The organism is Streptomyces sp. NPDC052114 (genome assembly GCF_040680155.1).
Classification (GTDB): domain Bacteria; phylum Actinomycetota; class Actinomycetes; order Streptomycetales; family Streptomycetaceae; genus Streptomyces.
In genome coordinates, this window is record NZ_JBFAWC010000003.1 from 331055 (window position 1) to 348379 (window position 17325).

The window sequence follows — 17325 nt, forward strand, 5'->3', positions numbered from 1 at the left end:
GCGGAGTGCGAAAAATGGCCTCGACGCATATGTCACCTCCTGCTGATCACGAGGCCGCCGGGAGAAGAGTTGAAGATTGCACAGCCGTCACCGGATCAATCCCCTCAGACTGCCGCCGACCGAGCGTTTCGATTACTCAGGGCACTCCATGAACTCGGCCCCGGCGCCCATGCCCTCGACACGCTGACCCGGCTCACCGGCCTGGCGCGCTCCACCACCCATCGCATCCTCCAGTCCGCCGTACGGGAAGGCGCCGTATTGCAGTGCGGCTACGGCCGATACCGGCTCGCCCGGCATGCCGCCCCGCCAACCGGCCAACTTCCCCACCTGCCCGTATCGCTGGAGATCGTCGGAGCGGAACTCGGCGCGCTGTGCCGCCGGGCGGGCCGGGCGGCCTTCCTGCACGTGCCCGTCATGCTCCGGCCGCCGTTGCGGGTCAGCCTGTGGTGCAGCCATGCGCCCGGCACGGAGCCCGTGCCGACGCCGGCCGAAGGAGACCGCCTGGGCCTGCTCTTCCGCGCACCGCTGCACACCGACGCGGCAGGGCTCGTCCTGCTCGCGAACCTGCCCGGGGCCGCACCCGAGCAGGCCGGCCTTGAGCGCATACGCGCCCTCGGGCACGCCCGCACCCCCTCGCCCCTCCCCGGCTGGGACCTGGTCTCCGCCCCCGTACGGCGCGGTCCGGCCACCGTGGCCTCGGTCAGCCTGCTCATCCGGCGCTCGGAGACGAAGCAGTCCCACAAGCTCGAAGCCGCGGTCGTCATGGAGACGGCCGCCCGGCTGAGCCGCACGTACCGCGCCCCCGCGCCGGGCGGGACCACCCCGCCCGGCGACGCCCTGAACGCCTTGGGAGCCCGCCATGCCCGCTGAGATCACCGTCGTCCGCGCCGGGCAGCCCCTCCCCGACACCTGGTCCGCCTCCCTCTACCTGTGCGGACCCACCTCTCTCGACCCCGACGTGCCGTCGTGGCGCGACGAGGCGGTGCGATGGATCACCCGGCAGTGGGACGGCGACGGCACTCTGGCGGTCTTCCTGCCCGAGCCAGAGGAGGGCGAGCCGCTCTCCTACGCCGACCAGATCGCCTGGGAGGAGGAGGCGATGGCCATGAGCGACGTCATCCTCTTCTACGTCCCGCGCGCCATGCCCTCCCTGCCCGGTCTGGTGACCAACATCAAGTGGGGTGCCTGGCACCGCTCCGGCCGGGTCGTGCTGGGCTCGCCCGCCAGTGCCGAACGCAACGCGTACCTGCTGCACTTCGCTCACGCCCTCGGGGTACCGGTGAGCGAATCGCTGGACGCGACCGTGCGCGCGGCCCTGCACCGGCTGGCGGCGGGTGCCGAACGCACCGGCGGCGCCCGCTGGATCCCCCTCCAGCTGTGGACCACCCCGACGTTCCGGCAGTGGTACGCCGAACAGTGCGCCGCCGGACGGGAGTTGCGGTCCGCGGCAGTGCTCTGGGCCGACGGTCACCCGGCACACCGCTGGGCGATGCGGGCCCGGCTGGCCGACCCCGCCGCTCCCGGCGAGGCGGCCACCACGCTCGTCGTGCGCGGGGAGACCTGCGACCACCACGGCTGACACCCGCCGCCGGCCGGGTGGCCCCCAGGGCCCGCACGCCCGGGGGCCACCCGGCCGGTCCGTGGAGTCACCGCGCGATCCCCGGCAGCCCGCTCAGCAGGGCGTGCAGGCTACGGCTGTGCACGGGGTCCCGCTCGACCGCGTCGCCGAACACCTCGGCCACCACCGCGTCCAGTTCCCCTTGGCGGCGCGCGGCCGCCGCCGCGTCGTCCCAGCGCTCGCGCACCAGCCGCAGATGCGGCTGCCAGTCCAGTCCGGTGACCCCCGGCGGCAGCTTCGAGACGTCGCCGTCCGGCGGCTCCGGGCGGGCGGACGCGGGGCCCGCGGCCCCCCGCCGCCCGGTCAGGTCGTGCACCTCGCGCCGGGCGCGCCCGTCCTTGCGGACCAGCATGAAGGACGTGTAGAAGGACCCCGCGCCCAGCGCGTCGGTGTGCGCGTCGAGGCGGCGCAGCAACTCGGCCGGGGACAGTCCGGGGTTGTGCGCGGCGGCGCGCAGCGCGGTGAGCCCGCTGCGGGTGCGCATCGGCAGCCGGGACTGCACGGTGACGAACACCGAGCTGTCACCGGCCTGTTCGAAGATCTCCTCAAGGATGCGGGGACCCCGCGCGTCTCCCGCGGACTCGAAGCGCATCAGCAGCGTGCCTCCGTCGCGGAGCATGCGCGGCGCGCCACCGGTGACCGCGCGCACCACCGCGAGCCCGTCCGGGCCGCCGTTCCCGCCCGGGCCGTACTCCAGGGTCTCCGGCACCACGACGCCGGGCGGGTTGGACGCGATGAAGTCGTAGCGCTCGCCGCCCCCCAGCGTCCTGGTGGCGTCGGCCTGGGCCGCCTCGACGCGCTGCGCCAGCCCGTTCAGCGCGGCGGTCGCCGCGGTCGCGGCCACACAGTCCGCGCTGATGTCCAGGGCGGTGGTGTGCAGCCCGCGTGCGGCCAGGGCGCTGGTGGTCAGCCCGGAGCCGGAGCCGATGTCCAGGGCCCTACCGTGCGCGTGCGCGCTCAGCAGGCGGTCGGTGAACGCCAGTCCGTCCTCGCCGAGGTAGACGCCGCTGCGCGCGGGGCGGCCGTGGTGGTCGGCCACCGTGACCATGCCGCGGAACGCCGTGAAGTAGTGGCCCGCGGTCCGGTGCCCGCGGTCCGAGGCGTCGTACAGGCCCAACTCCGCCAGCCCCGCGGCCAGTTCGGGGGGCGGGGCGGCCTGGCTCTCGCCCAGGTGCAGCAGGTGGTACAGCGGGTCGTCGGCGGCGTCGGCGGGCAGCCACGGCTGGTGCGCGGCGCCCGCGGCGTACCGGTAGGACTCCGTGCGCAACGCCCAGTCGAGGTCGCGCATCACCTCGCCGAGCCGGGCCCAGTGGGCGGCGGCCCCGGTACCGCGGGGGTGCGGGGAAGCTGCGGGAGCGGGGGTCCGGGCTTCGCCCCCGGCCGTGTTCTGGTCGTGTCGCACGGTCACAGTGACTCCTCGGGGATCGGGAAGGTACGGGACAGGGCGGTCGAAGGGCGCGGTCACCTCAGCTGTCCGTGAGGACCGGCAGGAGCAGCCGGGACGGGTGGGCGCTCCCGTGGTGCACCGACACCACCTGCGGCTCGTACGGCTGGTCCCGCAGCGCCGTCGAGCAGCCGCCGGTGCCGGGGTTGACGTCGAAGCGCGGGAAATTGCTGCCGGCCACCTCCAGCCGAATCCGGTGCCCGGCGCGGAACACATGGCCCACCGCGCCCAGCCGCACCGTCAGCTCGACGGTCCGGCCCGGCGTCAGCGGCCGGGGATCGTCCGGCGCGGCGTGGTAACGGGCCCGGACGATGCCGTCGCACAGGTTCTCGGCGCGGCCGTCGGGGGCCACGTCCACCAACTTGGCCGTCAGATCGGTGTCGTGGCCGGAGGTGGAGGCGTACGCGAGCAGGACCACCTCGCCGACCACCGTCAGCGGCGCCGTCAGCACGTCGCCCGTGTAGCAGAGGACGTCCGGCCGGGCCTCGACCGCGCGCTGGTCCTGCGGTCCGCAGTCGGAGCCGACGAACAGGCCCGTCATCAGCGTCGGGCCGCCGGTGGTGGGCACCGGGTCGGCGGGATCGTGCCGGAACCGGTCGGCGGCGGCGTCCGAGGTCGGCGAGGCGAGCAGCCGCCCGTCCCCGGACGCGGTGTTGGCGTGGCGTGCGCCGCTGGTCAGGTGGAGGGCCACGGTTCGGGTGCCGGGCACCGGCCAGTCCTCGTACGCCACCCAGCGGTCGGCTCCCGTGAGGAAGAGCCGCACGCGCTCGTGCGCGCCGCTCGCGGTGCCCTTGAGGGCGCGGTCGAAGTGGGTGAGATGCAGCGCGGTGACGTCCAGGACCTGCTCGTCCGCCCGTGTGCCGTAGCGCCGTTGCGGGAAGATCCCGCCGGCGACGCGGTGCGACCACGGCCCCACCACCAGCGTGGACAGCTCGCGGGCCGCCGACGAGCCGGCCCGCTTCCGCATCCCCGTGAAGTTCTCCAGCGTGCCGCCGAGGAAGATGTCGTACCAGCCGCCGATGTGCAGCCCGGGCGCCCGCATCGCTTCGTATCCCCGGTTGGGCGCGGCCCGTTGCCAGTACTCTCCCGGCACCGGGTGTTCCAGCCACTGCCGGTAGTAGGGGGCCAGCCGGTCCAGCAGCGCGGGCGCGCGCCAGGGTGTCCGGTACAGCTCCTCGATGTCGTCGAGTGCCGCGACCACCCGAGCGGTGTCGGGATGCGCCCCGTCCGCGCCCGGTTGCGGCAACTGCGGCAGGACCAGGTCGATCAGGGTCCAGTGCAGACAGAATCCCAGTTGGAACGCGCCCCCCTGGTAGCACCAGCCCTCGTGGAGATCGGATCCGGCCATGTGCGGGGTGACCGCGCCCAGCGCGTCCGGCGCCTCGGCCGCGGCCAGCAGCGCGGCGGTCCCCTCGTAGGAGCGGCCCAGTACGCCCACCGCGCCGTCGCAGTACGGCTGCGCCGCCGCCCACGCCACGGTGTCGGCACCGTCCTGCCCCTCGTACCGGAAGGGCTCGAAGCCGCCCTGCGACCCGCCCCGCCCCCGGACGTCCTGAACCAGCAGGGCATACCCGGCGTTCACCATCCGCAGCGCGTCCAGCGAGGCCCCCGCGGCCGGGCCGCCGCGACCGTAAGGAGTGCGCCGGACGAGCACGGGAAACCGGCCAGGTGAATACGGCCGATAAACGTCGGCCCGCAATACGGTGCCGTCTCTCATGGGAACGTCGACATTTTGTTCCACGACGATGCGCACAACCAGATCCTTACGTCGGGGGCCATGGGGCCACCCTGCTCAGGAACGGAGAAACCAGATGGTGACCGGCTCGGCGGGCAGCTTTCGCCCGGATTCCCGGCTGAGTCAACGGCGCCGCCGGCCGGCCCGGAGTACGAGACGTTCCCTGCTGAGGGAGGACTTGTACACGCCGTGGCCGCAAGCTTTCCGTCTGGGGGAATCCTTCTTGACACCGGATTCGACCGGCCTGAATGATCGCCCTCGGTTCCCCACGCTTTTTCGGCCGTCACAGCCCGAGCACCCCAGGTCTTCGGTGCGTTCGGGCCCACGCACACTCTTGGAGAATCCCTCTTGCTCATCGGTTTATTCCGGCCCGCGGAGTCCCCGGTGACCGTTCCCGAAGCCGACCACCGCAGCGCTTGGCACTATCTGTGGTGGCTGATCCGCATCCGACCGTGGCCGCTGGTGCTGAGCGCTCTCCTGGGGGCGCTGTGGATGCTCCCGCTCGCCCTCCTGCCGCTGGTCGTCGGCTACGCCATCGACGACGGCATCCAGGCCGGCGCCTCCGGGTCGCTCCTCGGCTGGGTGGCCGTCGTCGTGGTGCTGGCCGTGGTCCAGGCCGGTGCGGGAGCCGGTCTGATCCAGACCGCCGTCGGCGGCCAGATGCACGCGGTGTCCACCACGCACCGGGTGCTGGCCCGCCAGGCCGTCCGGCTCGGCGGCTCACTGCGGCACCGCACCGCGTCCGGCGACGTGGTGGCCATCGTCGCGGGGGACGTGCCCGGCATCGGCAGCGCCTTCGAGGTCGTCGGCCGGTCCTCCGGCGCCATCGTGTCCTTCCTGGTCATCGCCGTCGCCCTGACCGTCACCTCCCCCGTACTGGGCATCGTCGTGCTGATCGGTGTGCCCGCGGCGCTGCTGGGCATCGGCCCGCTGCTGCGTCCGCTGCAGCGCCGCAACGAGATGCAGCGAGACCGCCTCGGCGCCGCGACGGCCCAGGCCGGCGACATCTGCTCGGGGCTGCGCGTCCTGCGCGGCATCGGCGGCGAGCGCGCGTTCACCGCGCGCTTCGTGGACAGCAGCCAAGAGGTGCGCCGCGCCGGTGAGGCGGCCGGCCGCATGGAGGCCTGGATCGGCGCGGCCGGGGTGTTCCTGCCCGGCCTGGTGACCATCCTCGTCGCCTGGCTCGGCGCCCGGCTCGCCCTGTCCGGGACCATCACCCCCGGTGAACTCGTGGCGTTCTACGGCGCGTCGGTCTTCCTGGTCATCCCGGTGAGCACCGCCACCGAGGCGGCGGAGTCGATGAGCCTGGCGCGCGTCGCGGCCGGGCGCGTCTGCCGGTTCCTGAGCATCACCGGGCACCCCCGGCCCCCCGCCGACCCGCTGCCCCTGCCTGCGGGCCCGCTGTCGCTCACCGACGACACCACCGGGATCCAGGCGCCCGCGGGACACCTGACGGCCGTCGTCTGCTCCGGGGCACGCGCTTCCGCGCTGGCCACCCGGATCACCCGCTACGGCCCGCCCGACGAAGCCCCGGCCGGCACCCGCGTGGGGGGTGTACCCCTGGAGCGCGCCGACCTGCCCGATCTGCGTGCCCGAGTGGTGTACTCGGGACACCACGACCTCCTGTTCAGCGGACCGCTGAGGACCGAGCTGTCCGGCGAAACCCCGCGCACCGACGGCGAACTGATGAGTGCTCTGCGCGCCGCGGCCGCCATGGACGTGCTGGACGCCGTGCCCGGCGGGCTCGACGGAGTGCTCGTCGAAGGCGGCCGCTCCCTGTCGGGCGGACAGCGCCAGCGTCTCGTCCTCGCCCGTGTCCTGCTCGCCGATCCCGACGTGCTGGTCCTCGACGACCCGACCTCGGCGGTGGACGCCTCCACCGAGGCCCTGATCGCCCAGCGCGTGACGGCATACCGGGAGGGCCGGACCACGCTCGTCCTCACCGACAGCCCCTTGTGGACGAACACGGCCGACACCGTGGTCCGCCTCCCACCCGAGACCGACCGGCGAGCAGCCCCCGAAGCGGAGCAGACGGCATCATGACGACGCAGACCACGGACACCCCGGTTGCGGCGTCCGGCGACGCGCCCGGACAGGCGCGGCTGCCCCTGGCCGGGCGGCCGGAAGTCTCCCACTGGTTCTGGACCTTCGTACGCCACAACCGTGGCCGGATCACGGCCATGCTGACCCTCTTCTGCCTCGCGCTGATCGCGGGCCTCGTCGGCCCCCGCCTTCTCGGTCACCTGGTCGAGTCCGTCCAGCGGGGCACCAGCACCTTCCGCGTCGACGTCATCGCGCTGGCCTTCGTGGCCATGCTGGCCGCACAAGCGGTGCTCACCCGCTTCGCGCAAGTGCAGACCACCCTCCTCGGGGAGAAGGTGCTCGCCGAGATCCGGGAGAGCTTCGTCCGGCGCGTGACGCGGCTGCCGCTGGGTACCGTCGAGTCCGTCGGCACCGGCGACCTGCTCAGCCGCGCCACGTCCGACGTGGACCGGCTCAACGACGGCATCCGGCTCGCGCTGCCCCGCATCCTGATGGCGGCCGTCACGCTCGTGCTGACCGTCGCCGCGATGCTGCTGACCTCGCCGCTGCTCTCGCTGACGCTGCTCATCGGTCTGCCTCTCGCGGTGTTCTCGACCCGCTGGTACCGGCCGCGGGCCAATCGGGGCTACGAGCACCTGCTCCGCGACGAGGCCGAGGTGCTGGCCAGCACGCACGAGACGGTCCGCGGCGCCGCCACGGTCGAGTCGCTGGGCCTGCGACCGCGCCGGCTGGCCCACCACGGCGAGGCCGTGGCGCAGATCGTGCGGCACCGGCAGCGCATCACCTGGCTCCAGACGATCTGGTACCCGGCCCTCGACCTGTCCACCATGCTCCCCCTGGCGGTCACCCTGCTGGCCGGCGGCGCCGCCTACCGCGCGGACCTGGTCGGCCTGGCCGAGATCACGGCCATGGTGCTGTACGTCCAGAGCCTCAACGGGCCGCTGGTGGAGCTGCTCTCCTGGACCGATGAACTCCAGATCGGCAACGCCGCGTTGCGCCGCATCCTGGGCGTCGAGCGCCTGCCCGTGGAGCGCTCCGACCAGGGAGCCGTCCCGGACGGCCGGGAGATCCGGCTGCGCGGGGTGCGCTTCGAGTACGAGACGGGCCGCGAGGTGCTGCACGGCATCGACCTGGACGTCGCGCCCGGCGAGCGCATCGCCGTCGTCGGTACCTCCGGTGCGGGCAAGTCCACACTGGGCAAGCTGCTGGCCGGGGTGCACCACCCCACCGAGGGCGTGCTGGAGATCGGCGGGGCGCCGGTGGAGCAGATGTCGGTCGACACGCTGCGGCGCGAAGTCGCCCTGGTCACGCAGGAGAACCACGTCTTCGCCGGGACCGTGCGCAGCAACATGACGCTGCCGGAGAGGGCACCTCGTACGGCAGGCGACGACACCGGCTGGAGCGACGCCGACCTGTGGTCCGCCCTGCGGACCGTGGGCCTGGAGGAGTGGGTGCGCTCCCTGCCGGAGGGCCTCGACACCCCGATCGCGACGGGCGGGACCGATGTCCCGTCCGCCGCCGCCCAGCAACTCGCCCTGGCCCGGCTGCTCCTGGCGGACCCTCACACGCTGGTGCTCGACGAGGCCACCGCCCTCATGGACCCCTCCGCCTCCCGCCAGGTGGAGCGTTCCATGGCCGCGCTGCTGGTGGGCCGCTCGGTGATCTCGATCGTCCACCGGCTCGATTCCGTGCAGGGCGCCGACCGGATCGCTGTGATGGACGGCGGGCGGATCGTCGAGATCGGCAGCCACGCGGAACTGCTGCGCCTGGACGGTGCCTACGCCCGGCTGTGGCAGTCCTGGTCGGCGGCCGTGCGCCGCTGAGACCGCCTCGGCGACACGGAAGCTCCTGGCCGAGGCGGCCAGGAGCTTCCGTTCGTCGTGGTCAGCGCGGCGCCCGCAGAGAACCGAGGAAGCGTACGAGGACCTCGTTCACCGCGTCCGGCCGCTCCAGGTGGCCGTGGTGCCCGCAGTCCGCCAGCTCCTCGTACCGGCCGTAAGGGCAGGCCGCGGCCACTTCGCGGCCGAGCGCCGGGCGGGCGATGAGGTCATGGGCGAAGCCCAGCACCAGCACGGGCACCGACACACTCCCCAGCGCGTCGAGTTGGTCGACGGAGACCGCCGCCGGGGGGAGCTGCTGCCCCGCGGCGCCGGAGCTCGCGGCGAACTCGAAGACGTCGAGCCAGTCCCGCAGGGCGTGCTCGTCGTGCCAGGTGGCCGGTGACAGCTGGAGAGCCGCCTGCACGAACGCCGCGTACGGAGGCGGCAACCGGACTCCCTCGGCGTGGCAGGCGCGCTCCGCGGCGAGCAGGGCCTCGCCTGCCGGGTCCGGCCGGCCCCGCGTCGCCATCAGCACCGCCCCGCTGAACGTTCCGGGACGGCGCACCAGCAGCTCCTGGGCGAGCTGCGCACCGAAGGAGAAGCCGATGAGACGGCAGGGCGCCAGACCCAGCGCCGCCGTCAACGCGGCCGTGGCGTCCGCGAGTGCGGTGAACGAGTCCTCCTCCCGCACCCCCTGCGGGGCGGGCAGGTCGAGGGTGACGGCCTCGTATCCGGCCGCGACGAGAGCAGGTACCTGGTGCAGCTGCCAGACGTATCCGGCCTCGCCGGCGCCCGGGAGGAGCAGCACCGGCTCGCCCACGCCCTCCCGCTGGTAGTGCCACTCCTGGCCGTGCAGGTGGAGCGTCGGCATCGCCTGTTCCCTCGTCTCGGTGGTTCCCGGACATGCGATGCGGCAGCCGCGTACGGACGGAGCGCCCGTACGCGGCTGCCGCATCGCGGACCGCGGGAGGGACCCGCGCGGCTCAGCGCGCGGGTCCCGGGGTCAGTGCCACTCCCGGTGGACGTTCGCGTAGTACGCGATCAGTTCGTCCTGCTGCTCGGGCTCCGAGAACATGATCGCGGTCATGAGGTCCGCGGGCGGGGTGTAGGTGTCGCTCAGCCGGTCCGCGAGCTCCGCGAACGGGCCCTGGAGGAAGGTCTCCATCATGTGCGGCCACTCCAGCGGCAGCCGCCAGGGGAACTCGTACCCCGTCGCCATGGTGTGCCGGACCACGTCGTGCAGGATCTCCTCCCGGCTCCAGGCGGAGATCAGGTCGCGTTCGGGCCGGAACTCGCGCAGACCGTCGACGCCGGTGCCGCCGTCCATCAGGGACACGACGTGCCGGGCAAGGAGCGGGGACATGTGGAGCCCGTCGCGGTAGGTGCCCGACAGCATCCACAGCCCCTCGACCGAGGTACCGCCGATGAGCGGGAAGCCGTCGATCGGGGCCGGGCGACTGCCCACCTGCACCTTGCGCAGCTCGGAGCCGTTGAGTCCGCGGTGCAGCTGGTGCGTGGCGCAGTTGAAGAGGAAGACCGTCTCCTCGATGCTGGCCGCGCCGCGCGGTTCCAGGCAGACCGCGTTGGTGGCGCCGATGTAGACCGAACCGCCCGCGCGGGGCACCAGGTGCAGTCCGCAGGCGAAGGCACGGTTGGAGGTCCGCAGCACCGTGGCGGGACCGGAGCCGTCCCAGGTGTCGACGAGCGCGGAGACGCCCACCCCGTCGTAGATCCGGGGGATGCGGTGCTCCAGGCCCGGCAGCGCTGCCACCAGGCGCTGGCTGCGGGCCCCGGCAGCGACCACCACATGGCCCGCCGGCAGGAAGTTCCCGTCGTCCGTCACCACGCCCTCGACGCGCCCCTGCGAGGCCCGGATCTCCGTCGCGTCGACCGGGTGGAGGCGCCCTCCCGCCTGGAGGAAGGTGCGTTCCAGCGCCGCCAGCAGGATGCCGGAGTCCACCGACCCCTCGCCTTCGATGTGCAGGGCGCGCAGCGGCCGGGAATTCGGGTCCGGGTCGATCCAGTCGACGGATTCGACGGCTATTTCCTCATGCGGTGCGTTCGCTTCCTTCAGAGCCGTCAGCACGGCGGCGAAATTCGCGTCGTCCAGAGCGGAATGGCCCACGGTGTTCAGCAGGACAACCGTGTCGTCCGCCGTCCTGATCCGGCCGTCGGCGGCTGTCCCGGTGGCCTCAAGGCCTTCGATCCATTCCGGCCACAGCCGCTGCGCCTGTACGGCAAGGGCGTGCTTCTTCCGGCCGTGTTCCGAGGCGAGCGCATGCGCGGTGACCTCGCCGAACGCGCCGAGCATGGCACCTGCGGCGGGCGTCGCGCCGTACTGGCGCGCGGGCTTTCCCAGGAGAGTCACTCGCACGTCGGGACGGGTGCGGGCGATTTCCACCCCGACCGATAACCCGAGTACGCCGTTGCCTACAACGATGACATCCGTCTGACCTGCCGCGTCGGCCGTCTTCGACATCTTCACCCCACCAGTGGTTACCGTCAATGGCTGTGCCGTGTTCCTGAGGTTCTGAGGTTCTGCGCTGCCGGTAAGCGAACCGCACGCCCTCGGAGGGCCGCAAGCAGGCCCGGAAGAAGCCGCATTGACATTTCGCCGCATGGAAAGTTGCAGCACCTACGTTTCGGCGCGGCCAATTCCGTTGCAGAGTCCGTGCGTGGGGTTCCGTACGGTGGCGCGTGAGCGGCGGGTCTCCCGGGCGCCCGGAACCGGGCACGTACATGCTCACGCCGACCAGGGAATGGAGAAACGTGACCATGCAGCCTGCCACGGAGAACATGCAGCCTGCCGCGGAGAAACCGAGGATATTTTCCCGGCCGCCCTTTCCCGGATTCACGACCGAGTGGACCGCGCGCGCCGAGGAAATCCTCCCCGCGGTCGACGCCGATCGGGACAAATCCGAGGCGAACCGGGCGTCTTCACCGGAAGTCTACGAAAGAATGGCCGAACTCGGCCTGCATCGCATGTTCGTTTCCCGTGCACTCGGCGGTGGCCAGGCTCCCCTGCCCGCCGGAATGGGCGCCATCGAACTGATTGCCCGTCATGATGCCTCGGTCGCCTGGCAGATCGGAGTGCAGGGCGCGATCGGGCGCATCACGGATTATCTGCCCGAAGACAGCGCTCGCACCGTCTTCTCCCGGCACGACAAGCTCGTCGTCGGCTCGGTGCACCCCACGGGAACCGCGGAGAAGGTCCCGGGGGGCTACCGGCTTTCCGGGCGCTGGGGCTTCGCTTCCGGCTTCGCCGGCGCGGCGTGGCTCGTCTCCGCCGCCCGGATCACGAACGGCGGGACCGCCGACGAGGTCCGCATGCTGTTCACCCCCGTCACCGAGGTGAAACCGCTCGACACCTGGTACACGACGGGCTTGGCCGCAACCGCGTCGCACGACTACGAGATCGACGACGTGTTCGTGCCCGAAGCGCACACCGTCGACAACGCCGCGCTGGTGGCACCTCCGCCGAGGCGCGCTTCGAGGGCCTACGGCATCGGCTACTACGACTTCGGCCCCTTCCTCGCCGCCGCCACGGTGCTCGGCATCGCCGGTCAAGCCCTGGACCTCTTCACCGAGTTGGCCCTGTCCAAGATCCCCTCCGAAGGGAAGGCCACGCTCGGCAACAGCCACACGGTGCAGGATCGCCTTGCCCGGGCCCACGCAGGAGTGCGCTCGGCGCACTGCCTCGTCGCTGACGCGGTGCGGCACGCCGAGCGGTCCGGTGAGACCGGGGGCGACGAGCTCTCCGCGCTGATCAGGCTCGCGTGCGCCACGGCCGCGGAGAACGCCACCGTCGCCGTCGACGCGATCTGCGAAATGTCGGGCGCCACCTCTTCGTATCGCGCACACCGGCTGGAGCGCTGCTTCCGCGACCTCCACACCGTGGTCAAGCACATTCAACTGGCCTCGACCAACTTCGAGATGGTCGGCCAATACCTCCTCGGCGGCGGCCTGCAGACCCGCCGCTGACAGCAAAGGAGACCCGCCCGTCATGTCCCTCACCGTCATCGCCGAGGCCCTGGCCAAGACCGGTCAGGAAGACCGTCTCCGCACCGTCCTGGAGGCGATGGTCGAGCCGTCCCTGGCGGAGCCCGGGTGCCTCGCCTATCGCCCCTACACCGACCGCGACGAGCCCGCCCGCATGGTGCTCGTGGAGGAATGGACGGACCCCCAAGCGCTCGCCGAACACTTCGCCACCCCTCATTTCGCCCACTTGAAGCAGGCACTGGAGACGGTGCTCGCCGAGCCGCTGACCATTCGGAAGCTGGTGCCCGCTCCCGCCGGATGACGCACCGACCGGCGGCCGAATCGTGCAGGAGGACCCGCAGTATGAACTCACCTCGCATCCGGATCGAAGGCGCCGATGTCGCCGTCGTGGGCGGCAGCATCGCCGGCTGCGCCACGGCGCTGGCCGCGCATCGCGCCGGCGCGGGCCGGATCACCGTCCTCGAACGCACCAGCGACCGCCTCGCGGACCGCGGCGTCGGCCTGGTGATGCACGACGCCCGGTACGCCGAACTCGCGGCCGCCGGATACCTGGACGCGGCGATGCCCTGGGTGCAACTGACCACCCGCCGCTGGTACCACCGCGACGGCGCCGCACCGCTCGGCCGCCCGTTCGCCGTCCTGCCGTTCCCGTTCCGCTCGTACTGCTGGGGACCGCTCTGGCGGGAGTTGCGGCGACGGCTGCCGGAGGACACGGTCTTCCGTCCTGGCGAAAGAGTGGCCGGGGTCGGCGATCTCGCGGACGGGGCCGTGCTGCAACTCGACGACGGCGGCAGCAGCAACAGCAGCAAGAGCGGAAGCGCGCGGCCTCACGCCGGGTGCCGTACGGAGCGCTTCGATCTGGTCATCGGCGCGGACGGCTATCGCTCGACGGTCCGCGGCGCCGCGTTTCCCGAGGTGGGGCCCGGCTACGCCGGCTATCTGGCCTGGCGCGGCGCCGTCCCCGCCGAGCGGCTGACGGAACTCGACCTCCCGGGCCTGCCGGCCACTCCCTGGGCGGTGGAGGACTGTGCCTACGTCGTCTTCCCGGGCGGTCACGCCATCATCTACCGCATCCCGGACGGCCGGGGCGGCCACCGCGCCAACTGGGTCGTGTACACCGCCCCGCCCGCCGGCCTCGACCTGGCGCTGGACACCCCCACCAGCCTGCCGCCCGGCACCCTCACCGACTCGCTGCACGCCCATCTCGCCCATGTCACCGACGCGTTGATGCCGCCCTACTGGGGCGGGCTGATCCGGCTGACGCCGCGCGAGGAGCAGTTCATCCAGCCGATGTACGACTTCACCGCGCCGAGCTACACCGCCGGGCGGCTGCTGCTCGCGGGCGACGCGGCCACCGTCGCGCGCCCGCACATGGCAGGCGGCGCGGTGAAGGCACTTCAGGATGCCGCCGCCCTGGAGACCGCGCTGCGCGCCCTGCCGGAGCGGCCGGACGCGCTGGACGCGTACGGCGCCGAGCGCGGCAGGACCGGCCGGGCGATGGTCGAGCTGGGACGGGGGCTGGGGCGGCTCCTGGTGCAGGAGACCCCGGACTGGCGGACGTTGGACCAGGCCGGTCTTGCGGCAGCCTGGTCCGCGGCCGACGGCTCGGGCGCGTTCGGCGGCCGCGAGCTGCGGGACCGGCATCTGGTCAGGCAGGTTCCGTGAGCGATGCCGTCCGCCGCCGCTAGCAGGTGGCGTCGGCGCGGACCGGCTCCAGGTCGACGAGGTAGGCGTCGACCGCCTTCGTGACGCAGGTGCCGCCGCGGCCGTACGCCGTGTGGCCGCGGCCCTCGTACGTCAGGAGCATGCCGCCGGGGAACTGGCCGGCGAGGCTCTCGGCCTCCTCGTACGGGGTGGCCGGGTCGCCGGTGGTACCGACCACCAGGACCGGGGGGACGCCCTTCGCCCGGACCTCGTGCGGGCGCCGGGTACCGGCGGGCCAGTCCGCGCAGGTCAGCTCGTCGACGACGCTCGACGTGCCGTACACGCCCGCCGCCTCGTCGGCGGCGGCCAGGGCGTCCCAGTAGGGCCGGGCATCGCGCGGGTGCGGGGTGTCGAGGCAGCTGACGGCGAGGATGGCCTCGTCGTCGTTCTCGGGGCCGCGTGCCCTGCGGTGCGACCCGGTGGCCGGGCCGTCGTCCTCCTCCGCCAGCGCGGCCAGCTTCGTGGCGTCGCCGTCCGCCGCCTCGCCCAGCGCCTGTGACAGGTCCGCCCAGCTGTCCTCCGGGCTGTACATCGCGTCCGTGACGACGTCGAGGAGCGTCCTGGCGTCCACGTCGTACGCGTCGCCCGCGGCCGGCAACGGCTCGCGCGCCGCCTCCTCGTAGAGACCGTCGAGCAGGCCGGAGATCTCCCGCGGGCTCGCGCCGGGGCAGGCCTCGCCCACGAGGTCCGCGCAGTGCTCGGCGTAGTCGTCGACGGCCCTGCGGAAGCCCGTGCCCTGGGACAGCGCCCGCTCCGACCAGTCCAGGGCCGGGTCGACGGCGCCGTCCAGGACCAGGGCGCGGACGCGGCGCGGGAACTGCTCGGCGTACGACGTGCCGAGGCTCGTCCCGTACGACCAGCCCAGATAGGTCAGCTTCCGGTCGCCGAGGGCCGCCCGCAGCACGTCCAGGTCGCGGGCCGCGTCGTCGGTGCCGACGTGGGGCAGGATGCCGGGGCTGCCCTTCGCGCACGCGGCCGCCTCGGCACGGGCGCCGGCGAAGGCGCGGGAGCGGTCGCCCGCGGTCCGCGGCGCGATCGGCTCCTGGACGTCGTCCCCGTCGTCCGCGTCGTCTCCGTCGTCTGCGTCGTCGGGCTCCGCGCACCGCACCGCGGGCCTGCTGCCGCCCACCCCGCGCGGGTCGAAGGAGACGATGTCGAAGCGGGCGCGCACCGCGGCGCCGAAGACCTCGCCGCTGTCCGCGGCCAGGTCACTCACGCCGGAGGCGCCGGGGCCGCCCGGGTTGTAGACGAGCGAGCCGATCCGGTCGTCCGGCTCGGCGGTCGCCGCCTTCGCCACCGGCAGGACGAAGGTCTTGCCGTCGTCCGGATGGGCGTAGTCGCGGGGGACGGTCAGGCGCGCGCAGCGCAGGTCGCCGCAGGGCTTCCACGTCAGCCGCTGGTCGTAGAACCGCCGCAGCTCGGGGCGGTGCCCGGCCGTGCCCGGCGCGGCCTTCGGCGCCGGGTCGCCCGCGGCGGTACAGCCCGCCAGCGGGACCACGGAGAGGGCGGCCAAGGCGAGGGCCAGGACGGTGCGGTTCAACGGGGTGCTCCCAGGATCGGCTGTCCGGGCAAGCCTGCCCGAAGCGCCCTGGCGGTGTGGCACGGGGGCGGAGGCGGCGGGCCACCGGACGCGGTACGCCGGCCCGGGGCATCGGCGTGTCGGCGCCGGGCAGGGCCGGGGTGCCCCTGCCCGGCGCGGCGCGTCACGTGTCCGTCCGGCCCCTGCGCGTACGACGGTTGACGGCGACGACGGTGGTCCCCAGGGCCAGCAGGGCCCCGGCGGCGCCGAGGGACCAGGTCGTCGCGGCATCGTTCCCGGTCTCGGCGAGCCGCCCGTGCGCGGAGGAGCCTTCGGCCCCGGTCCGCGCCGAGGACCCGGCCGCGCCGGCACCGCGTCCGGCAACGGAGGCGGTGCCGTGCGTGGGCCCCTGCACGGGCCCCTGCGCGAGCCCCTGCGCGGGGCCGGAGTGCGCATCATCACCCGCTTGCGACGTCGCCCCGGGGTCGGGCGACGGCTCGGGGTCGAGTGACGGCTCGGGGTCGAGTGACGGCTCGGGATCCGCTTCAGGGTCCGGCTTCGGCTCGGGGTCGGGCTTCGGCTCGGGATCCGCTTCAGGGTCCGGCTTCGGCTCGGGGTCGGGCTTCGGCTCAGGGTCAGGCTTCGGCTCGGGATCCGGCTCAGGGTCCGGCTTCGGCTCGGGGTCCGGCTTCGGCTCAGGGTCAGGCTTCGGCTCGGGATCCGGCTCAGGGTCCGGCTTCGGCTCAGGATCGGGGGACGGCTCCGGGTCGGGGTCAGGGTCAGCGGGACGCACGATCTCCGACCACTCCCAGGACGGAACGGGGTCGTCGTTGTGATCCCAATCAGGCGTCGCATGGAAATAGAACTCGGTCAGCGGGGCATCCGCGGTGAACTTCGCCCGTATCGGGAGAGTGCTCTTCCCCGGGGGCAGCGTCATGCCGTCGAAGACCAGGATCGCGTCGACGTCCCTCACGCGCCCCGGCATGGTCAGAACCGCATCGTGCCACGAGCCCTCGAAGAACACCTGCATGCTCATGTCCGACGGCACGAGGGGCGGATGATCGGGGAGCAGGGTGTTCACCGCGACCGTCACGTTGAAGTCCCTTCCGTCCAAGGCCTGCTCCGTGAGGTTGTCCAGGGTCAGGCTGAACTCCGTCCAGTCGCCGCCCGCCACGAACTGGGCGGGAACTCCGCCCAGTTCCACCTCCATGCTGGGGCTCTCCTGAGGCGCGGCGGCCGACGCGGCGGCGTGCCCGTTCTGCAGCGCATCGGGCGTCGGCGCGGGGGCCTCCGACGATGCCGCAGGAGCTCTCGGCGAGGGCGCCGACTTCGGTTTCTCCGACTCCTCGGGCTCCGCATCGGGCTCCGACACGGAGCGAGCCGGCGGCCGCACCTCGTCCGCCGCCGCGGGCGCCACGGCCAAGATCGTCGGGGTTGCCATCG

The 17325-nt window shown here is 73.1% G+C and carries 13 protein-coding genes; 7 read left to right on the plus strand and 6 right to left on the minus strand.

The features are described from left to right. The first annotated feature begins 69 nt into the window (after positions 1-69). A complete protein-coding gene (locus AB0L89_RS08430) occupies positions 70-870 on the plus strand; it encodes a helix-turn-helix domain-containing protein (protein ID WP_365136339.1) in 801 nt (266 codons plus the stop codon). Next, complete coding sequence (locus AB0L89_RS08435) at positions 860-1579, plus strand: nucleoside 2-deoxyribosyltransferase domain-containing protein (RefSeq protein WP_365136342.1); 720 nt, start codon at positions 860-862, stop codon at positions 1577-1579. Before AB0L89_RS08430 ends, AB0L89_RS08435 begins: the two co-directional genes overlap by 11 nt. A gap of 67 nt (positions 1580-1646) precedes the next feature. Here AB0L89_RS08435 and AB0L89_RS08440 read toward each other — a convergent pair whose 3' ends face one another. Further along, positions 1647-3026 (minus strand): methyltransferase, encoded by a 1380-nt coding sequence (locus tag AB0L89_RS08440; RefSeq protein ID WP_365136345.1) that lies wholly within the window; start codon positions 3024-3026, stop codon positions 1647-1649. A 58-nt stretch (positions 3027-3084) separates the two neighbouring features. Further along, a complete protein-coding gene (locus AB0L89_RS08445) occupies positions 3085-4815 on the minus strand; it encodes a CocE/NonD family hydrolase (RefSeq protein WP_365136348.1) in 1731 nt (576 codons plus the stop codon). A 366-nt stretch (positions 4816-5181) separates the two neighbouring features. Between AB0L89_RS08445 and AB0L89_RS08450 the strand changes: the two genes are divergently transcribed. Together AB0L89_RS08450 and AB0L89_RS08455 are read left to right on the plus strand one after the other, a co-directional pair. After that, positions 5182-6840 (plus strand): ABC transporter ATP-binding protein, encoded by a 1659-nt coding sequence (locus AB0L89_RS08450; protein WP_365136351.1) that lies wholly within the window; start codon positions 5182-5184, stop codon positions 6838-6840. Beyond that, entirely contained in the window at positions 6837-8663 is a 1827-nt protein-coding gene (locus tag AB0L89_RS08455; RefSeq protein WP_365136354.1) for an ABC transporter ATP-binding protein, read from the plus strand. The genes AB0L89_RS08450 and AB0L89_RS08455 overlap by 4 nt, the downstream gene beginning before the upstream one ends. A 61-nt stretch (positions 8664-8724) precedes the next feature. Here the strand turns inward: AB0L89_RS08455 and AB0L89_RS08460 are convergent, their stop codons facing one another. Further along, complete coding sequence (locus tag AB0L89_RS08460; RefSeq protein WP_365136357.1) at positions 8725-9531, minus strand: alpha/beta hydrolase; 807 nt, start codon at positions 9529-9531, stop codon at positions 8725-8727. Between the two features lie 132 nt (positions 9532-9663). Further along, positions 9664-11280: an FAD-dependent oxidoreductase gene (locus AB0L89_RS08465; RefSeq protein ID WP_365136360.1), complete on the minus strand. Its 1617-nt coding sequence runs from the start codon at positions 11278-11280 to the stop codon at positions 9664-9666. 155 nt (positions 11281-11435) lie between these two features. Here AB0L89_RS08465 and AB0L89_RS08470 point away from each other — a divergent pair, with 155 nt between their 5' ends. The 3 genes from AB0L89_RS08470 to AB0L89_RS08480 are packed head-to-tail and all read left to right on the plus strand — an operon-like array spanning position 11436 to position 14324. Further along, positions 11436-12641: an acyl-CoA dehydrogenase family protein gene (locus AB0L89_RS08470; RefSeq protein WP_365137195.1), complete on the plus strand. Its 1206-nt coding sequence runs from the start codon at positions 11436-11438 to the stop codon at positions 12639-12641. Positions 12642-12663: 22 nt separating this feature from the next. Next, positions 12664-12960, plus strand: a complete 297-nt coding sequence (locus AB0L89_RS08475) for a putative quinol monooxygenase (protein ID WP_365136363.1) — start codon at positions 12664-12666, stop codon at positions 12958-12960. Between the two features lie 41 nt (positions 12961-13001). Then, positions 13002-14324: an FAD-dependent monooxygenase gene (locus tag AB0L89_RS08480; RefSeq protein WP_365136366.1), complete on the plus strand. Its 1323-nt coding sequence runs from the start codon at positions 13002-13004 to the stop codon at positions 14322-14324. 19 nt (positions 14325-14343) lie between these two features. On the opposite strand, the gene AB0L89_RS08485 is transcribed toward AB0L89_RS08480, so the two are convergent. Beyond that, the gene (locus AB0L89_RS08485) at positions 14344-15903 is read right to left on the minus strand and encodes an alpha/beta hydrolase (RefSeq protein ID WP_365136369.1); all 1560 of its coding nucleotides are present in this window, start codon (positions 15901-15903) and stop codon (positions 14344-14346) included. Between the two features lie 163 nt (positions 15904-16066). Then, positions 16067-17299, minus strand: a complete 1233-nt coding sequence (locus tag AB0L89_RS08490; protein ID WP_365136372.1) for a hypothetical protein — start codon at positions 17297-17299, stop codon at positions 16067-16069. Positions 17300-17325 lie beyond the last annotated feature (26 nt).

Excerpts from the sequence above, each read along its gene's own strand:
- AB0L89_RS08475 (WP_365136363.1), top strand. The coding sequence starts at position 12,664 with ATGTCCCTCACCGTCATCGCCGAGGCCCTGGCCAAGACCGGTCAGGAA.
- AB0L89_RS08470 (WP_365137195.1), top strand. The coding sequence starts at position 11,436 with ATGCAGCCTGCCACGGAGAACATGCAGCCTGCCGCGGAGAAACCGAGG.
- AB0L89_RS08460 (WP_365136357.1), bottom strand. The coding sequence starts at position 9,531 with ATGCCGACGCTCCACCTGCACGGCCAGGAGTGGCACTACCAGCGGGAG.
- AB0L89_RS08480 (WP_365136366.1), top strand. The coding sequence starts at position 13,002 with ATGAACTCACCTCGCATCCGGATCGAAGGCGCCGATGTCGCCGTCGTG.
- AB0L89_RS08435 (WP_365136342.1), top strand. The coding sequence starts at position 860 with ATGCCCGCTGAGATCACCGTCGTCCGCGCCGGGCAGCCCCTCCCCGAC.
- AB0L89_RS08455 (WP_365136354.1), top strand. The coding sequence starts at position 6,837 with ATGACGACGCAGACCACGGACACCCCGGTTGCGGCGTCCGGCGACGCG.
- AB0L89_RS08465 (WP_365136360.1), bottom strand. The coding sequence starts at position 11,280 with ATGCGGCGAAATGTCAATGCGGCTTCTTCCGGGCCTGCTTGCGGCCCT.